Source organism: Pseudomonas sp. CFBP 8772 (genome assembly GCF_014841665.1).
Classification (GTDB): Bacteria; Pseudomonadota; Gammaproteobacteria; order Pseudomonadales; family Pseudomonadaceae; genus Aquipseudomonas; species Aquipseudomonas graminis_B.
Map to the genome: position 1 here is coordinate 202,447 of NZ_JACYUI010000001.1, position 15,994 is coordinate 218,440.

Genomic DNA, 15,994 nt, shown 5'->3' on the forward strand with positions numbered 1-15,994 from the left:
TAACCCGTCAATCACTCAGCGGTTAAAGCGTTCCACCAATGAGTATTGCGTGTTGGCTGTGTGGGTCAGTTCCGCACTGAGCGCGGCTGAGCGACGGGCTTCGTCGGAGGTTTGGTCGGCCAGATGCGCGATGGTGCTGATGTTGCGGCTGACCTCTTCTGCGACCGAGCTTTGCTCCTCAGTGGCAGCGGCGATCTGCGTGGTCATGTCGGTGATGTTGGCCACTGCGTCGCTGATGCCCACCAGCGCCCTGTCGGCTTCCATGACCTGCTCGACACCTTCTTCAGCCTGGCGCCGGCCTGTGTCCATGGTCTGCACCGCATTGGTGGCCGTCTGTTGCAGCTTGGCGATGAGGGCGTGGATCTGGCCGGTGGATTCGGTGGTGCGTTGGGCGAGTTGTCGGACTTCATCGGCGACGACGGCAAAGCCACGACCCATTTCGCCCGCACGAGCGGCTTCGATGGCGGCGTTGAGGGCCAGCAGGTTGGTCTGATCGGCGATGCCTTTGATGACATCGACGACGCCACCGATTTCGTTGCTGTCCTTGGCCAGCTGAGTCACGGTCAGGCCGGTTTCGCCCACCGACGTGGACAAGCGCTGGATGGCTTCGCGGGTGTCACTGGCGATCTCGCGGCCGCGACGGGTCAGCTCGTTGGCCTGCTGTGTGGCGTCAGCGGTGCGCTGCACGTGATTGGCGACTTCCTGGGTGGTCGCAGCCATCTGGTTGACGGCGGTGGCGACCTGTTCGGTTTCGACGCGCTGACGTTCCAGGCCGGAGGAGCTGGCCTGGGCCAGGGTGTCGGACTGACGCGCCTGAGCGTTGAGGTGTTCGGCGGTGTCCTGCAGGCGGGTGAGGCACGTCTTGAGACGCGCTTCCTGGCTGAGGATCGACATTTCCAGCCGCGCCTGTGCGCCGCGACTGTCGGTGTACATCTGCGCGATCAGCGGGTCGGACGTGGTTTGCTCGGCCAGGCGCAGCAGGCGCTTGAGGCCACGCTGTTGCCAGCTCAACCCCAGCAGGCCAAGGGGGACCGACAGCGCGGCGGCGAGCAGGAAGCCCCAATGGGAATTCAGCCACACACCAATCAAGAAGCTCACTTGGCTGACCAGAATGAACGGCATCCAGTCCTGCAACATCGGCAGCCATTTGTCGCGGCTTGGCACGGCACTTTTGCCGCTGTTAAGGCGTTTGTAGAGTGCTTCGGCGCGGCGCACCTGTTCAGCGGTTGGCTTGATGCGCACGGACTCGAAGCCCACCACCTGCTTGTTCTCGAAGACCGGCGTGACGTAAGCGTTGACCCAATAGTGGTCGCCGTTCTTGCAGCGATTCTTGACGATCCCCATCCACGGCAGGCCCTGCTTGAGCGTGGCCCACATGTGTTCGAAGACCGCCGCCGGCACGTCCGGGTGACGCACGGTGTTGTGGGGCGACTTGATCAGTTCATCTTGGGAAAAACCGCTGATTTCAATGAAGGCGTCATTGCAATAGGTGATGACGCCGCGCGCATCGGTGGTAGAGATTAACCGTTGCTGCGCCGGGAAGGTCCGTTCGCGTTGAGTGATGGGCTGGTTATTTCGCATGAGCTATTCGATCCAGGAAGGCTGTGAAGGGTTATCGGCCCGATGCGAAAAAATATTAAGCTTTTGTGAACTGCGTCATTGGTCGGGTGTCGTGGAGGCGTTTACCGGTCGAACATCGGGTAGGTGAACACGCTGAAATGCAGCAGGTTCAGGCCGAAGTGGGTGAGCACGGCAGCGGGCAGACCGCCCAGGCGACAGGCAACGCCATAACCCACGCCCGCGATGCCCGCCACAAGCGCCCATTCCCACCCGGCACCGATGTGCGCAAGGCCGAACAGCGCAGATGCCGCCCCGATTGCGAGGGCGTCGTGGCAGGGGAAGTGTTGCAGCCATCTTTTCAAACTGCCCTGCAGGTAACCGCGAAACAGCAGTTCCTCGGTCAGCGCGACCAGCAGCAGGTTGTTCAGCGCCCAGATGCCCGTTTGCTCGGGCCACTTGGGCGACCAACCGACGAGGCCCATCAACATCGCGGTTGATAAACACGCGGCGGCGGTGACGGGCAGCGCGATGCTGGTGACGCCCAGCCAGCGTTTGGGACTCAACGCGATGAACACCCAGGGGCAGGCGATGGCGATCCAGAAGCCGATGAGAGGTTTGTCGAGGTTCAGGTACATCGAATACGGCGCGGCCTCGGGGCTGAGGCGCACGCCGGCAATCGCTCTGGCGCTGAGGAAACCGGGCAACCAGTGACTGGCCAGCCCCGCTGCAATGACGATGAACAGGGCGTGACCGAATAGGCGCACGGCGCGGTGCTGGAAATGGCTGACGCAGATGCCGGCCATGATCAGCAGTCCGAACGTGATAACAACGGGAACGCTGAGCTGGCCGTAGAGCAGCGCCAGGCAGTAGCCGAGAGAGAGCAAAAAGAGGGAAGTCCAGCGTTGCACCGACATGGAGTCGACCTTGAGTGTCGGAATAGGCTGGCGATTTTAACGTTGATTAAACACGGGTGTATGTCGGATCAAACGTGGAGTTGGTCCGATTATTTCGGGGATGCAGGGCGGAGGTTGTGTAGGGCGTTTCTGATAACGACGGATTTGGTTTGGACACTGGCAATTTGCGGTGAGGCAGACGACGCATTCCCGGCTAAAGCCGGTCCCACTAACGGCACGCGGTGTGCCTTTAGGACCGGCTTCAGCCGGGAAGAGGCCAGTATGACCACCATAAGACTCTGAGTGAGGCAGACGACGTCTTCCCGGCTAAAGCCAGTCCCACATGTAGGACCGGCTTCAGCCGGGAAGAGGCCCGAACAAGCGCCATCATTTTCTAGCCAGACATCGCCTCAGGACGCAATCAACTGCCGCAAAACATAGTGCAGAATCCCGCCCGCCTTGAAGTATTCCACTTCATTCAGGGTATCGATCCGGCACAGCACGTCGATATTGTCCTGCTGACCATCCTCGCGGGTGATCTGCACCGCCAGGCCCATGCCCGGTTGCAGGGTGGCACCGGTCAGCCCGGTGATGTTCAGCACTTCCTTGCCGGTCAGGCCCAGGGTTTTGCGGCTTTCGCCCGCCCTGAACTGCAGCGGCAGGACGCCCATGCCGACCAGGTTGGAACGGTGGATACGCTCGAAACTCTCGGCAATCACCGCTTTGACGCCCAGCAGATTCGTGCCTTTCGCCGCCCAGTCGCGACTGGAGCCCGTGCCGTATTCCTGACCGGCAATGACCACCAGCGGCGTGCCTTCTTCCTGGTAACGCATGGCCGCGTCATAGATCGGCAGCTTCTCGTCGGTGGGGACATGCAGCGTGTAGCCGCCTTCTTCGCCGCCGAGCATTTCGTTGCGAATGCGGATGTTGGCGAAGGTGCCGCGCATCATCACTTCATGGTTGCCGCGCCGCGAGCCGTAGGAGTTGAAGTCCTTGTATTCCACGCCCTTGCTGCGCAGGTAGCGCCCGGCCGGGCTGTCCAGTTTGATGTTGCCGGCGGGCGAGATGTGGTCAGTGGTCACCGAATCCCCCAGCACCGCCAGCACGCGAGCCTGCTGCACGTCGGCGATGACCGGCAATGGCCCGGCGACCTCCTCGAAGAAAGGCGGGTGCTGAATGTAGGTCGAGTCCGGCTGCCAGACATAGGTCGCCGCCTCGGGCACCTCAATCGCCTGCCACTGCTCGTCGCCGGCGAAGACCTCCGCGTATTCCTTGTGAAACATGCCGGTGCTGACGTTCATGACCGCGTCGGCGATCTCCTGCTGGGTCGGCCAGATATCACGGAGGTAAACCGGCTGGCCGTCGCTGCCTTCGCCCAGGGGTTCGCTGCTCAGGTCGGTGCGCACGGTGCCGGCCAAGGCGTAAGCGACCACCAGCGGCGGTGAGGCCAGCCAGTTGGTCTTCACCAGCGGGTGCACGCGGCCCTCGAAATTTCGGTTGCCCGACAGAACCGACGCGACGGTCAGGTCCGACTGCTGAATGGCTTTTTCGATCGGGTCAGGAAGCGGCCCGGAGTTACCAATGCAGGTAGTGCAGCCGTAGCCCACCAGGTCGAAGCCCAACTTATCGAGGTACTCGGTCAGGCCGGCGGCGTTGTAGTAATCGGTCACGACCTTCGAGCCGGGCGCCAGCGAACTCTTCACCCACGGTTTGCGCTGCAGGCCTTTCTCCACGGCCTTTTTCGCCAGCAGACCGGCCGCCATCATCACGCTCGGGTTGGACGTGTTGGTGCAGGAGGTGATTGCAGCGATGACCACCGCGCCGTTTTTCAGGCGATAGGTCTGGCCGTTGTATTCATACTCAGCCTCGCCCACCTGGGCGGCGTTGCCCACCGCGACACCGCCGCCGCCTTCGCTTTCCAGTCGGCCTTCTTCGTGTTTGCTCGGGCTGACTGCGAGGCCGAGGAAGTCACTGAAGGCCTTGGACACATCGGGAAGGGCGACGCGGTCTTGCGGACGTTTAGGCCCTGCGAGGCTCGCGACCACCGAGCCCATGTCCAGCTCCAGCGCATCGGTGAACGCCGGTTCCTGACCGGGCAAACGCCACAGGCCCTGGGCCTTGCAGTAGGCCTCGACCAATTGCACCGTTTCGTCCGGACGCCCCGACAGGCGCAGGTAATCCAGGGTCACGTCGTCGACCGGGAAGAAGCCGCAGGTCGCGCCGTACTCCGGGGCCATGTTGGCAATGGTGGCTCGATCCGCCAGCGGCAAGTCCGCCAGGCCATCGCCATAGAATTCGACGAACTTACCAACCACGCCTTTCTTGCGCAGCATTTGCGTCACGGTCAGCACCAGGTCGGTGGCGGTGATGCCTTCGCGCAGTTTGCCGCTGAGCTTGAAGCCGATGACTTCCGGAATCAGCATCGACACGGGTTGGCCGAGCATGGCCGCTTCCGCCTCGATGCCGCCGACGCCCCAGCCAAGTACGCCGAGGCCGTTGATCATTGTGGTGTGGGAATCGGTACCGACCAGCGTGTCCGGAAAGGCGTAGGTGCGGCCGTCTTCTTCCTTGGTCCACACGGTGCGGCCGAGGTATTCCAGGTTGACCTGATGGCAGATCCCGGTGCCCGGCGGTACTACGCTGAAATTATCGAACGCGTTCTGGCCCCAGCGCAGAAACGCGTAACGCTCGCCGTTGCGCTGCATCTCGATGTCGACGTTCTCGCCGAAGGCCTTGTCGTCGCCGAAGCGGTCGACCATGACCGAGTGATCGATGACCAGATCCACTGGCGACAACGGATTGATGCGCTGGGGATCGCCACCGGCCTTGGCCACGGCGGCGCGCATGGCGGCCAGGTCAACCACGGCCGGCACGCCGGTGAAATCCTGCATCAGCACGCGCGCGGGGCGGTACTGGATTTCCCGGTGGGATTTGCGCTCGGTCAGCCAGTCGGCGAGGGCCTTGAGGTCGTCGCCGGTCACCGTGTGGTTGTCTTCCCAGCGCAGCAGGTTTTCCAGCAGCACCTTGAGCGACATCGGCAGTTTGTCGAGATTGCCCAGCGTGCGCGCGGCATCCGGGAGGCTGAAGTAGTGGTAGGTCTTGTTGCTGACTTCGAGGGTTTTGAGGCTTTTCAGGCTATCGAGGGAGGGCATGACTGACTCCTTGACGGTCCGCGCAGCACGCGCGGACGGGCGATCGACGGTAAGACAGGGCTTGCAGCAGCGCTCTGGTTGGCGGCTTTAAATGATCGTTGAGTAGTACTGGACCCACCGGCTGAGCCAGTGGTTCCTGATTCGGCTATCATGCGCCGCTTTCGAGTCATTGAGGTTAATCCTCATGTACAGCTTGCGCCGCGACTCGATTCGTGGCGCGCGAGGAGACCGTCCCGTGAACACCCTTTTCATGCATTGCCGCCCCGGCTTCGAAAGCGAGGTCTGCTCGGAACTCAGCGAGCACGCCGCTCGCCTTGAGGTGTCCGGCTACGCCAAGGCCAAGACCGACGCCGCCTTTGCCGAATTCATCTGCACCGAGGCCGATGGCGCGGAGCGGCTGATGAACAGCCTGAAGTTCTGCGAGCTGATTTTCCCCCGGCAGTGGGCCCGTGGCGTGTTTGTCCAGCTGCCGGAAACCGACCGCATCAGCGTGATCCTCGAACACATGGCCGGCTTTGCGCCGTGCGGCAGCCTGTGGCTGGAAGTGGTCGACACCAACGACGGCAAGGAGCTTTCGACGTTCTGCCGCAAGTTCGAGGCGCCATTGCGCAAGGCGCTTGAGAAGGCCGGCAAACTGGTCGACAACCCGAGCCTGCCGCGTTTGCTGCTGACGTTCAAAAGCGGGCGCGAAGTGTTCCTTGGGCTGGCCGACGCGAACAACTCGGCGATGTGGCCCATGGGCATTCCGCGCCTGAAATTCCCCCGGGAAGCGCCCAGCCGCTCGACCCTCAAGCTGGAAGAGGCCTGGCACCACTTCATCCCCCGGGATCAGTGGGACGAGCGCCTGTCGGGCGACATGACCGGCGTCGACCTGGGCGCGGCGCCCGGGGGCTGGACCTACCAACTGGTGCGGCGCGGCATGCTGGTCACCGCCATTGATAACGGTCCGATGGCCGAAAGCCTGATGGACACCGGGCTGGTGCAGCACCTGATGGCCGACGGCTTTACCTTCAAGCCCCGTCAGCCGGTGGACTGGATGGTCTGCGACATCGTCGAAAAGCCCGCACGCAACGCCGCGCTGCTGGAAACCTGGCTGGGCGAGGGTTTGTGCCGCGAGGCGGTGGTCAACCTCAAGTTGCCGATGAAGCAGCGTTACGCCGAAGTGCGACGCTTGCTGGAGCGCATCGAAGACGGCTTCAAGGCGCGCGGCGTCAAGGTCGCCATCGGCTGCAAGCAGCTGTACCACGACCGCGAAGAAGTGACCTGCCACCTGCGGCGGCTGGACATGAAACGCAAGGGCTGACGTCGGTTTGAATCCGGTGCCACGCTGTCCATAATCAGCCATGCGCGCCCGCGGGGCGAAGAGAAGGGGGAAGCAATGAGCGCTGAACACAATGGACCTGACGCCGACATCCTCATCGTCGGCGGTGGCCTCAGCGGCACCATGCTCGCGGTGCAGCTGCTGCGCCTGCCGGGGCAACGGCGCATCGTCATCGCCGAGTCACGCAGCGAGTTGGGCCGGGGTGAGGCCTACAGCGCCACCGAGCTGGGCCACACGCTGAACGGCAACGCCGCGCGCATGAGCGTCGACCCGGACGACATCGACGATCTCACCCGCTGGCTGACCGACTACATTGCCGCCGGCGGCTGGCCGGAGTCTGACCAGCAGCACGTGCCGGTGGCCGAGTTGTTTCCGCCCCGCGGGATTTTCGGGCTGTACGTTCAGCAGCGTCTGGCCGAGGCACGGGTGGTCGGCGAGCGCTATGGTTCCACCGTCGAGCACGTGCGCGGCGAAGTGACCGACCTGCAGGCTGACGCAGCCGGCGTGCGCCTGACCCTCGCCAGCGGCGAACACTTGACTGGCCGATTCGGCGTACTGGCAACGGGCATGTTCGCCGCCGCGCGCACGCCTCAGCGCGATTCAAACGCCCTCAACGCCGCTGCCGTCGATCCATGGGATGTCGATGCGATGGGCCAGCTCGACCCCCAGGGTCGGGTGCTGATCATCGGCTCGGGCCTGACCATGGTCGACGCCGTGGTGTCCCTGGAGCAAGCCGGTCACCTTGGGCCCATTGACGTGTTTTCCCGCCACGGCCTGGTGCCCCACGTGCGCCGCCAACCGCCGACATGGCCGGACTTTCTCGCCGCCGACCTGAACATACGCAGCACCCGGCAACTGGTCAGGGCCTTGCGCGAGCAGTGCGCGCAAGCGGCGGAGCAGGGCATCGACTGGCAGGCGCCGCTCGACACTGTGCGCGTGCATATTCCACGGCTGTGGAGTCAGGCCTCTGACCTGCAGCGCCGCCAATTCGTACGCCACGTCCGGCCGTGGTGGGAAAGCCATCATCACCGCTCGCCGCCGCCCAGTGCGAAGTTGCTGGAGCGGCTGATCGGCGAAGGGCGCCTGCACATCCACGCCGCCTCGTTGCTCAGGGTGGAGGGCGCCGAGGCCGGGCAGATTTCCATCAGCGTTCGCTATCGCGGGCAGGACACGGCCACGACGGAGAGTGGCGCAGCGCTGATCAACTCGACCGGCATTCAATACGACTGGCGCCGGGTTGACCGGGCCTTGCCGCGCAATCTGCTGGCCCGTGGCCTGATTCAGCCGGGGCCGTTGGCGCTTGGCATTGCCGCCGACGCGGGTGGTGCGGTCATGGACGCCGAAGGACGGATTTCGGGGCGGCTCTACGCCATGGGCCCGCCCTTGCGCGGGCTGTGGTGGGAAAGCACCGCGGTGACCGACGTGGCGTTGCAGGCCAAGCTGCTGGCGGCGCGACTGGTGGCGGTGTGCAATGTGCCAAGCTGAATAACCAGGAGATTGCGTCCCCCACGACGCAATTATCTGTCACTGGTCGACCAGACCCTCGCCGATACTTGGATCAGTCCGCAAAACCTTCAATCCTGATCCAGCAGGCGCGGCCCGGCGCCTTGCTCGCTCAGGCTGTCACCGAAGTTACGCAGCGGGCAGGCCTCCATCGACAGGCAGCCGCAACCGATGCAGCCATTGAGCTGGTCGCGCAGGGCGATGAGACGGTTGATGCGCTCATCCAGATCGGCTTTCCAGCGCTCGGACAGCCGCGTCCAGTCGTCAAGGCTGGGCGGGCGGTCCTGGGGCAGGGTTTGTAGCGCGGTCTGAATGGTCGCCAGCGGAATGCCCAGGCGCTGGGCAGTTTTGATCAACGCCACCCGACGCAGCACATCCCGGGGGTAGCGCCGCTGATTGCCGGCGTTACGCTGGCTGCTGATCAGGCCTTTGGCCTCATAAAAGCGCAGCGCGGTGATGGCCACGCCGCTGCGCGCGGACAACTGGCCGACGGTGAGTTCGCGGGCGATGGGCGGGAGGTCCTGGGTGAGCATGCAATCTTCCTGGGTGCCGAACGACGCTTGACCTCCAGTTAACTGGAGGTTTTATCCTGCGCAGCATCGCTTGGCCGGACCGGCTTGGCAAGTGGGGCACCGGCGCAAGAAACGTATGGGGCCATGCCGGTTTGCGCAGCATCCTGTTCAGCAACAACCGTCATCCGTGGAGAACGTTCATGACACCAGCAGCCGCTCATCTCCCTTTCAGTTAGTTCGTCGAGTTCGCCGTCGACCCCCGCCATCAGGCCGGGCTGGTCGGGGCGCTCAACGAGCGTTTCGAGCGATTCACCCGCACCTACCCAGGTTTTGTCCGCGCCAGCGTGCAGGTCAGTGAAGACCGTCAGCGGGTGCTGAGCCACGTGCAATGGCTGTCGAAGACCGACTGCGAGCGCGCGTTCGAAAACGCCGAGCAGGGCGAAGGGGATTTGTGGGAGTTTATTCGTCAACACCGGGCGACGTCGATGATCTTTAACGCGTACGAAGTGGCGGGGGAAATCGTAGGACCGCGTCAGGGATGAGCGCAGTCCCACCGGTTGCATCGCTGTAGGTTCACACCGACAAATGCAGCATCCGTTCACCCTGGGTCTGCTCGCCGGGGCGGCGCTTGTTGACGGCCAGTTCACCGATCTTGATCAGCCGCGCACGCACGACATTGCGGCTCAACCCCAGCAACTGCGCGGTGTGCACCTGGTTGCAGTGGCTGAAGCGATAGGCCGCGCGCAACAAGGCGTCTTCGACCTTTTCGTGCAGCGCGCCGGCCTGCTCCTCGAACAGCCGCTGGAACGCCCTGGCCAGCAGCGCTTCGGTTGAATCGTCGACGATGGGGGCTGAGTCCTCCTGACGCTCAAGGCGCAGGTTCGACAGGCGCAGATCGCTGGACTGAATCACGCCGTTGCGGCAGATCAGCAGGGTGTGGTGAATGACGTTTTCCAGCTCGCGAATATTCCCCGGCCAGCCGTAGGTCCGCAACTTGTGCTCGGCCTCGGCGCTGATCTGGATCGGTCCGCAGCCCAGACGCTGGCTGTAGACGTCGATGAAGTGCCGGCTCAGCGGCATGATGTCGCCCGGCCGTTCGCGGAGGGTACTCAGCTCCAGATTGACGACGTTGAGGCGGTAGAACAGGTCTTCGCGAAAGTGCCCGGCGTTGATCGCGCGTTCCAGCTGCACGTTGGTCGCGGCCAGCACCCGCACGTTGATCGGCGTGCTCTTGCGCGAGCCCAGCCGCACCACTTCGCGCTCCTGCAGGACACGCAGCAGCTTGACCTGAATGGCCAGGGGCAGATCGCCGATTTCGTCGAGAAACAGCGTGCCGCCGTTGGCTTCTTCAAACCAGCCCGCCTTGGCGGTGAGGGCACCGGTGAACGCGCCTTTTTCCTGGCCGAACAGCTCCGCTTCCACCAGTGATTCCGAAAACGCGCCGCAGTTGACCGCCACGAACGGCTGGTGACGACGGCTGCTCAAGTTGTGAATGTGACGCGCCACCAGCTCTTTGCCGGTGCCGGTTTCGCCGATGATCAACACGCTGGCGTCGCTGGGCGCGACTTGTTCGATATGGGCCAGCAGCGCCTGGGATCTCGGGTCTTCGAACACCTGCGCGGTGGCACGAATCGAAGTCGCCAGGGCCGGCGAGGGCGGTAGGGTCAATAGCTGCATGGGGGTCACTTGTGGTTGGAACGGTAAGCTGGCTGTCATGAAGGACTCCTTGTCACGATGGCCGTTGTCGCGATGGCAGATCAACCGTTTCCCACGCGCTGCGCGGTTGCGCAGCAAACGGGTGTTTCCAGGGGGGCGGCGAAACTTACTTCTGCGGTGGCAAGTCGTTGGCAATCATCTCGCCGAACGGGCCGGTGAGGTTGGTGATGCCGCGGCCTGCCAGGCTGCGATACGGCTCGGGCAACAGCGGGAACACCAGCTCGGCGAAGCGGTAGGCTTCTTCCAGATGGGGGTAGCCGGAGAAGATGAAGCTTTCGATGCCCAGGTCCGCGTATTCCTTGATCCGCTCGGCGACTTCCTGCGGATTACCCACCAGCGCCGTGCCCGCACCGCCCCGTACCAGCCCGACGCCGGCCCACAGGTTGGGGGCGATTTCCAGGTTGTCGCGACGGCCGTCGTGCAATGCGGCCATGCGGCGCTGGCCTTCTGAGTCGAAACGGGAAAAAGATTTCTGTGCGGCGGCGATGGTGTCGTCGCTGATGTGCTCGATCAGGGTGTCGGCGGCTTTCCAGGCTTCTTCGCTGGTCTCGCGGACGATCACGTGCAGACGGATGCCGAACTTGACCGTACGGCCGTTGCGGGCGGCGCGCTCACGCACGTCCGCCAGCTTCTCGGCGACGGCGGCAGGGGGTTCGCCCCAGGTCAGATACACATCGACCTGCTCGGCGGCCAGTTCGTGGGCTGCCTCGGAGGAACCACCAAAATACAGCGGCGGATAGGGCTTCTGGATCGGCGGATACAGGGCTTTGGCGTTCTGCACTCTCAGGTGCTTGCCTTCGAAGTCCACGGCTTCGCCCTGCAACACGCGGCGCCAGATCTTCAGGAATTCGTCGGTGACTTCGTAACGTTCGCTGTGATCGAGGAAGCTGCCATCGCCACGGTTCTCATCAGGGTCTCCGCCGGTCACGACGTTGATCAGCAGGCGTCCGCCGGACAAGCGATCCAGGGTCGCGGCCATGCGCGCGGAAACGGTCGGAGAAATGATCCCCGGACGAATCGCCACCAGGTAACGCAGACGCTCGGTCAACGGCACGAGGGCCGATGCGATCACCCAGGAGTCTTCGCAGGAACGGCCGGTCGGAATCAGCACGCCGTGGTAACCCAGATCATCGGCGGCCTGGGCGACCTGCTTCAGGTAATTGAGCGTGACCGGGCGCGCGCCCTTGGTCGTGCCCAAGTAATGGCCGTCGCCGTGTGTCGGTAGAAACCAGAAAACATCCATGAGAAATCCTTCGAGCGGAATCGGTGGGCTTGTGACAAGTGCACCCGTTATAAAGGCTCCGATTTATTCCGTAAAAGAACTGAATTCCATATTTTTATAACCGTTAGTGATATGCCCTGTTTCTTGGTTATCAAGGGGGAAAAGAATGCTTGAGTGGCGAATAAACCTGTAAGAGCGCGCTTTGTGGGACTGGCTTTAGCCGGGAAGGCGGCGGGCGTCACGCCGCAGGATTGAGGGTGTCGACACAGGCCTCTTCCCGGCTGAAGCCGGTCCCACTGAAAAGCACCGCGCAAAAAAAACAGGCGCCGAAGCGCCTGCAAGAGAGTACGGGAGACTCTTCGAAATCAGAAAATCTGGGTGAACAGCCAGTACAGGCTGCCCGACAACAGGATCGCGGCAGGCAGGGTCAGCACCCATGCCATCGCCAGATTGCGCAGGGTGCGCATCTGCAGGCCGGAGCCGTTGGCGACCATGGCGCCGGCCACCCCGGAAGACAGAACGTGGGTGGTCGACACCGGCAATCCATACATGTCCGCTGCACCAATGGTCAGCATCGCGACGACTTCAGCCGATGCGCCCTGGGCGTAGGTCAGGTGAGTCTTGCCGATTTTTTCACCGACGGTGATCACGATGCGTTTCCAGCCCACCATGGTGCCCAGGCCCAGCGCGATCGCTACCGCCACCTTGACCCACAGCGGAATGAAGCGCGTCGCGGTATCAATCTGCTGTTTGAACGTGTCGACCTTGGCCTGGGTGTCCGCATCGAAGTTGCCGACCTTGTTTTTGTCCATCAGGCGGATGGCTTCGGAGGTCAGGTACATGTCGTTCCGCACGTTGGCGGTGGCCTCGGCCGGCACCTTGGCCAGTGACCCGTAACTGGCGACCTGATCGCCGATCTTGCCGGCCATGACGGCCAGCGCCGGGACCAGTTCAGGGGTCGCCTGCTTGTCGCGGATGTAAACGGAAAGTGTCTGTCTGGAATCGGCCGGCGCGGGCAGGGGCGCCGCTTTGCTCAGGGCCTGTTGGGTGACTTGGGCGACCGCCGCGAACTGCACCGACTGGTCGGACGGCATGGCGCGGTTCAACGCGTAGGCCATCGGCAGCGTGCCCACCAGAATCAGCATGATCAGGCCCATGCCTTTCTGACCGTCGTTTGAGCCGTGGGCGAATGAGACGCCGGTGCAGGTCAGGATCAGCAGGCCGCGAATCCAGATCGGTGGCGGCTTGTTGCCTTCCGGCGCTTTGTACAGCGCGCGGTTCTTCACGAACATGCGCAGCGCCATCAGCAACAGCGCGGCGCAGGTGAAGCCCACCAGCGGTGAGAGCAGCAGGGAATAACCGACTTTGGTCGCCTGAGACCAGTCCACGCCGCTGGTGCCGTCGCGGCCGTGCATCAAGGCGTTGGCGATACCGACGCCGATGATCGAGCCGATGAGTGTGTGGGAGGAGGAGGCCGGCAGACCCAGCCACCAGGTGCCGAGGTTCCACAGGATCGCCGCGATCAGCAGGGCGAAGATCATCGCGTATCCCGCCGATGAGCCGACTTGCAGGATCAGCTCGACCGGGAGCAGGGCAATGATGCCGAACGCCACCGCGCCGCTGGAAAACAGCACACCCAGGAAGTTGAACGTTCCCGACCAGACCACGGCGAAGTTCGGCGGCAGGGAGTGGGTGTAGATGACGGTGGCGACGGCGTTGGCGGTGTCGTGGAAACCGTTGACGAACTCAAAGCCCAGCGCGATGACCAGCGCCACGCCGAGCAGAATGAACGGCGTCCAGGTCAGCACGACGGTACCCAGATCGTCCATGTCCTGCTTGAGGCTGTAGCCGGTGTAAAACAGGCCCAATACCAGTACGACGCAGAAAATCACCATCGTCAGCACGCCAGGCTTGCGCCCGAATTGGGCACTCAGTCCGGGCCCCTGTTGCAGAGGGCGTTGAGCCAGTGAGGGGGTTGCCATGGGTCGCGATCCTGTTGAGGTGGGATGGTGACCATGATCATTACAAAATGTGACAGAGATGCGACACGGGTCACGTTTTGGCTGGATTTACTGGGGTTAGGGACCAGTGGGCGCGCCAATAATGCTGCCGTCAATAATCCCGACTCTTGCGAAACGCCCACCGTCCCGCAATAAACGTAAAGGTTGCCACCAGCGCGACCAGCACCCAGAACCCGTGGGGATCGCTGGCCAGGGGGATGCCGCCGACGTTCATGCCGAAGAAACCCGCGACGATGTTGATCGGCAGCGCCAGCACGGTCACGACGGTGAGGGTGAACAGCGTGCGGCTGCTTTGTTCGTTGAGGTTGGCGGCGATTTCTTCCTGCAGCAGTTTGATCCGTTCGCCCAGGGCGGTGAGGTCGCTGATCACCAGCGCCGACTCTTCGGTGGATTGCCGCAGTTCTTGCAGGTCGTCTTCCAGCAGCCATTGCGGCGGTCGGTGCAGCAGGCGCATCAGCGAGCCGGGCTCCAGCGCCAGCAGCCGCTGCAGGCGCACCAGCACCCGACGCATGGCGCCCAGTTCCGAGCGGTTGTTGCTCAGGCGTTGGGAGAGGAGTTGGTCTTCGATCTTGTCGACGCTGAGGCTGGTCTTGCGCATGAACTGACTCAGCACGTCGCTCTGATCGCGCAGCAGGTGGGCGAGCAGTTCAAGGGGGGAGCGGAAGGTTTCGCCTTGTTTGACCGAGGAGCGCAGCCGGTCTACCGAGCGCAGCGGCTGATGGCGTGCGGAAATCATCAGGTTGCTGCGCACGCACACCCACAATGTGGCGATGTCGGTGGAGATGCGGTTGAAGTCGAAGACCACGTCGTTGACCACCGCGAGCAGGGCGGAGTCGACGTGTTCGATGCGCGTGGAGCGTGAGCCTTCGTGCAGCGCTTCGAGGAATTCGTCGGGCAGGTCGAGGTTGGTTTTCAGCCAGCGTTCGCAGCTGGCGTGTGCGAGATTCAGGTGCAGCCAGACGAACTCGTCGGGCTCGGTCGGGTGGCGCAGGCACTCCAGCGCAGACGTCGAATCCAGCTCACGGCCGGGTTCCTCGGGACGGAAGCGGAACCCGTACAGCAAGCCAAACAGATCCGAGTCCTGGTGATGGGCAATGCGTTGATTCATGAAGGCTCGCAGACGGGAAGTGCCCCGCAGGGCACGAGATCGAAAGCGGCATCATCGCAAGGGGTTTTGACAGTTTTGTGACGGTTTGTGTCTGTCAGCGATCTTGTTCAGACCATTGACAGCCGCGTCTTGCGCAGGGGCGCCGGCCATGAGGTATCAATCAGCAATTCATCCTCGATGGACAGCTCGATATCAACCGCCGCAGCGTTCAATTCCAGGTGATGGGGAGTGACGGCCTTGGGAATGGCGATCACGCCGTCCTGACGCAGTACCCACGCCAGGCTGATCTGCGCCGGGGTGGCGTCGTGGCGCTCGGCGACTTCGAGGATGGCAGGGTTCATCAGCAAGTTGCCGGCCTGGCCGATCGGGCAGTACGCCATCAGCGGCATCCGGGCGGTTTGCATCCAAGGCAGCAAGTCGTATTCGATGCCGCGCTCTTCCGGGTTGTACAGCACCTGGTTGGTGGCGCACCCGCCGCCGAGGCCCAACGCGTCGAGCTCAAGCAGGTCTGACACGTCGAAATTGGACACGCCCCAGCGACCGATCTTGCCCGCTTCACGCAGACGCTCGAAGGCTTCAACGGTTTCTTCCAACGGGTACTGACCGGGCCAGTGCAGCAAATACAGATCGATATAGTCGGTGTTCATGCGTTTGAGGCTGCGCTCGCACGCCGCCGGAATGCCCGCGCGGCTGGCGTTGTGCGGGTAGACCTTGCTCACCAGCACGACCTCGTCGCGCCGCCCGGCGATGGCCTGGCCGACGACTTTCTCGGCGCCGCCTTCGCCGTACATCTCGGCGGTGTCGATCAGCGTCAGACCGAGGTCGATGCCCAGTTGCAGCGCCGAGACTTCCGCCTCGAACTGATGGCGGTCCTCACCCATGTGCCAGGTGCCCTGACCGATAACGGGGACGGTTTTGTCTGCCAGTTCAAGCGTGCGCATCGGGTGTGCCTCCGGGCGGATAGGACTGATTGATTAAGAGTCAGG

The 15,994-nt window shown here is 63.1% G+C and carries 12 protein-coding genes; 2 read left to right on the forward strand and 10 right to left on the reverse strand.

The window, feature by feature from the left end; genetic code table 11:
• Positions 1-15: 15 nt before the first annotated feature.
• From IFT99_RS00885 to acnA, 3 genes are all read right to left on the reverse strand, one after another.
• Complete coding sequence (locus IFT99_RS00885) at positions 16-1,581, reverse strand: methyl-accepting chemotaxis protein (protein ID WP_192130094.1); 1,566 nt, start codon at positions 1,579-1,581, stop codon at positions 16-18.
• Positions 1,582-1,682: 101 nt separating this feature from the next.
• Positions 1,683-2,474, reverse strand: a complete 792-nt coding sequence (locus IFT99_RS00890; RefSeq protein WP_192130095.1) for a CPBP family intramembrane glutamic endopeptidase — start codon at positions 2,472-2,474, stop codon at positions 1,683-1,685.
• A gap of 389 nt (positions 2,475-2,863) precedes the next feature.
• Positions 2,864-5,605, reverse strand: a complete 2,742-nt coding sequence (acnA, locus tag IFT99_RS00895; RefSeq protein ID WP_065988680.1) for an aconitate hydratase AcnA — start codon at positions 5,603-5,605, stop codon at positions 2,864-2,866.
• A gap of 235 nt (positions 5,606-5,840) precedes the next feature.
• Between acnA and rlmM the strand changes: the two genes are divergently transcribed.
• Together rlmM and IFT99_RS00905 are read left to right on the forward strand one after the other, a co-directional pair.
• Positions 5,841-6,908 carry a 23S rRNA (cytidine(2498)-2'-O)-methyltransferase RlmM gene (gene rlmM / locus IFT99_RS00900; RefSeq protein WP_192130096.1) on the forward strand — a complete coding sequence of 356 codons (1,068 nt, stop codon included), beginning with the start codon at positions 5,841-5,843 and terminating at the stop codon, positions 6,906-6,908.
• 75 nt (positions 6,909-6,983) lie between these two features.
• On the forward strand, positions 6,984-8,411 hold the full coding sequence (locus tag IFT99_RS00905; protein WP_192130097.1) for an FAD/NAD(P)-binding protein: 1,428 nt from the start codon (positions 6,984-6,986) through the stop codon (positions 8,409-8,411).
• 89 nt (positions 8,412-8,500) lie between these two features.
• On the opposite strand, the gene soxR is transcribed toward IFT99_RS00905, so the two are convergent.
• From soxR to IFT99_RS00940, 7 genes are all read right to left on the reverse strand, one after another.
• Positions 8,501-8,962 carry a redox-sensitive transcriptional activator SoxR gene (gene soxR, locus IFT99_RS00910; protein ID WP_192130098.1) on the reverse strand — a complete coding sequence of 154 codons (462 nt, stop codon included), beginning with the start codon at positions 8,960-8,962 and terminating at the stop codon, positions 8,501-8,503.
• A gap of 38 nt (positions 8,963-9,000) precedes the next feature.
• Entirely contained in the window at positions 9,001-9,414 is a 414-nt protein-coding gene (locus IFT99_RS26175; protein ID WP_244656854.1) for a hypothetical protein, read from the reverse strand.
• A gap of 100 nt (positions 9,415-9,514) precedes the next feature.
• Positions 9,515-10,618, reverse strand: coding sequence for a sigma-54 interaction domain-containing protein (locus tag IFT99_RS00920; RefSeq protein ID WP_065988758.1), 1,104 nt, complete (start codon positions 10,616-10,618; stop codon positions 9,515-9,517).
• 145 nt (positions 10,619-10,763) lie between these two features.
• Complete coding sequence (gene ssuD / locus IFT99_RS00925; RefSeq protein WP_065988676.1) at positions 10,764-11,900, reverse strand: FMNH2-dependent alkanesulfonate monooxygenase; 1,137 nt, start codon at positions 11,898-11,900, stop codon at positions 10,764-10,766.
• Positions 11,901-12,244: 344 nt separating this feature from the next.
• Positions 12,245-13,861 (reverse strand): inorganic phosphate transporter, encoded by a 1,617-nt coding sequence (locus tag IFT99_RS00930; protein WP_192130099.1) that lies wholly within the window; start codon positions 13,859-13,861, stop codon positions 12,245-12,247.
• 130 nt (positions 13,862-13,991) lie between these two features.
• Positions 13,992-15,008, reverse strand: a complete 1,017-nt coding sequence (locus IFT99_RS00935) for a transporter (protein ID WP_065988674.1) — start codon at positions 15,006-15,008, stop codon at positions 13,992-13,994.
• A gap of 107 nt (positions 15,009-15,115) precedes the next feature.
• Entirely contained in the window at positions 15,116-15,949 is an 834-nt protein-coding gene (locus IFT99_RS00940) for an aldo/keto reductase (RefSeq protein WP_192130100.1), read from the reverse strand.
• Between the last annotated feature and the right edge of the window lie 45 nt (positions 15,950-15,994).

Bases quoted from the DNA above. Each gene is read 5' to 3' on its own strand.
- acnA (WP_065988680.1), bottom strand. From the start codon at position 5,605: ATGCCCTCCCTCGATAGCCTGAAAAGCCTCAAAACCCTCGAAGTCAGC.
- soxR (WP_192130098.1), bottom strand. From the start codon at position 8,962: ATGCTCACCCAGGACCTCCCGCCCATCGCCCGCGAACTCACCGTCGGC.
- ssuD (WP_065988676.1), bottom strand. From the start codon at position 11,900: ATGGATGTTTTCTGGTTTCTACCGACACACGGCGACGGCCATTACTTG.
- IFT99_RS00930 (WP_192130099.1), bottom strand. From the start codon at position 13,861: ATGGCAACCCCCTCACTGGCTCAACGCCCTCTGCAACAGGGGCCCGGA.
- IFT99_RS00885 (WP_192130094.1), bottom strand. From the start codon at position 1,581: ATGCGAAATAACCAGCCCATCACTCAACGCGAACGGACCTTCCCGGCG.
- IFT99_RS00890 (WP_192130095.1), bottom strand. From the start codon at position 2,474: ATGTCGGTGCAACGCTGGACTTCCCTCTTTTTGCTCTCTCTCGGCTAC.
- IFT99_RS00905 (WP_192130097.1), top strand. From the start codon at position 6,984: ATGAGCGCTGAACACAATGGACCTGACGCCGACATCCTCATCGTCGGC.
- IFT99_RS00940 (WP_192130100.1), bottom strand. From the start codon at position 15,949: ATGCGCACGCTTGAACTGGCAGACAAAACCGTCCCCGTTATCGGTCAG.
- IFT99_RS00935 (WP_065988674.1), bottom strand. From the start codon at position 15,008: ATGAATCAACGCATTGCCCATCACCAGGACTCGGATCTGTTTGGCTTG.
- IFT99_RS00920 (WP_065988758.1), bottom strand. From the start codon at position 10,618: ATGCAGCTATTGACCCTACCGCCCTCGCCGGCCCTGGCGACTTCGATT.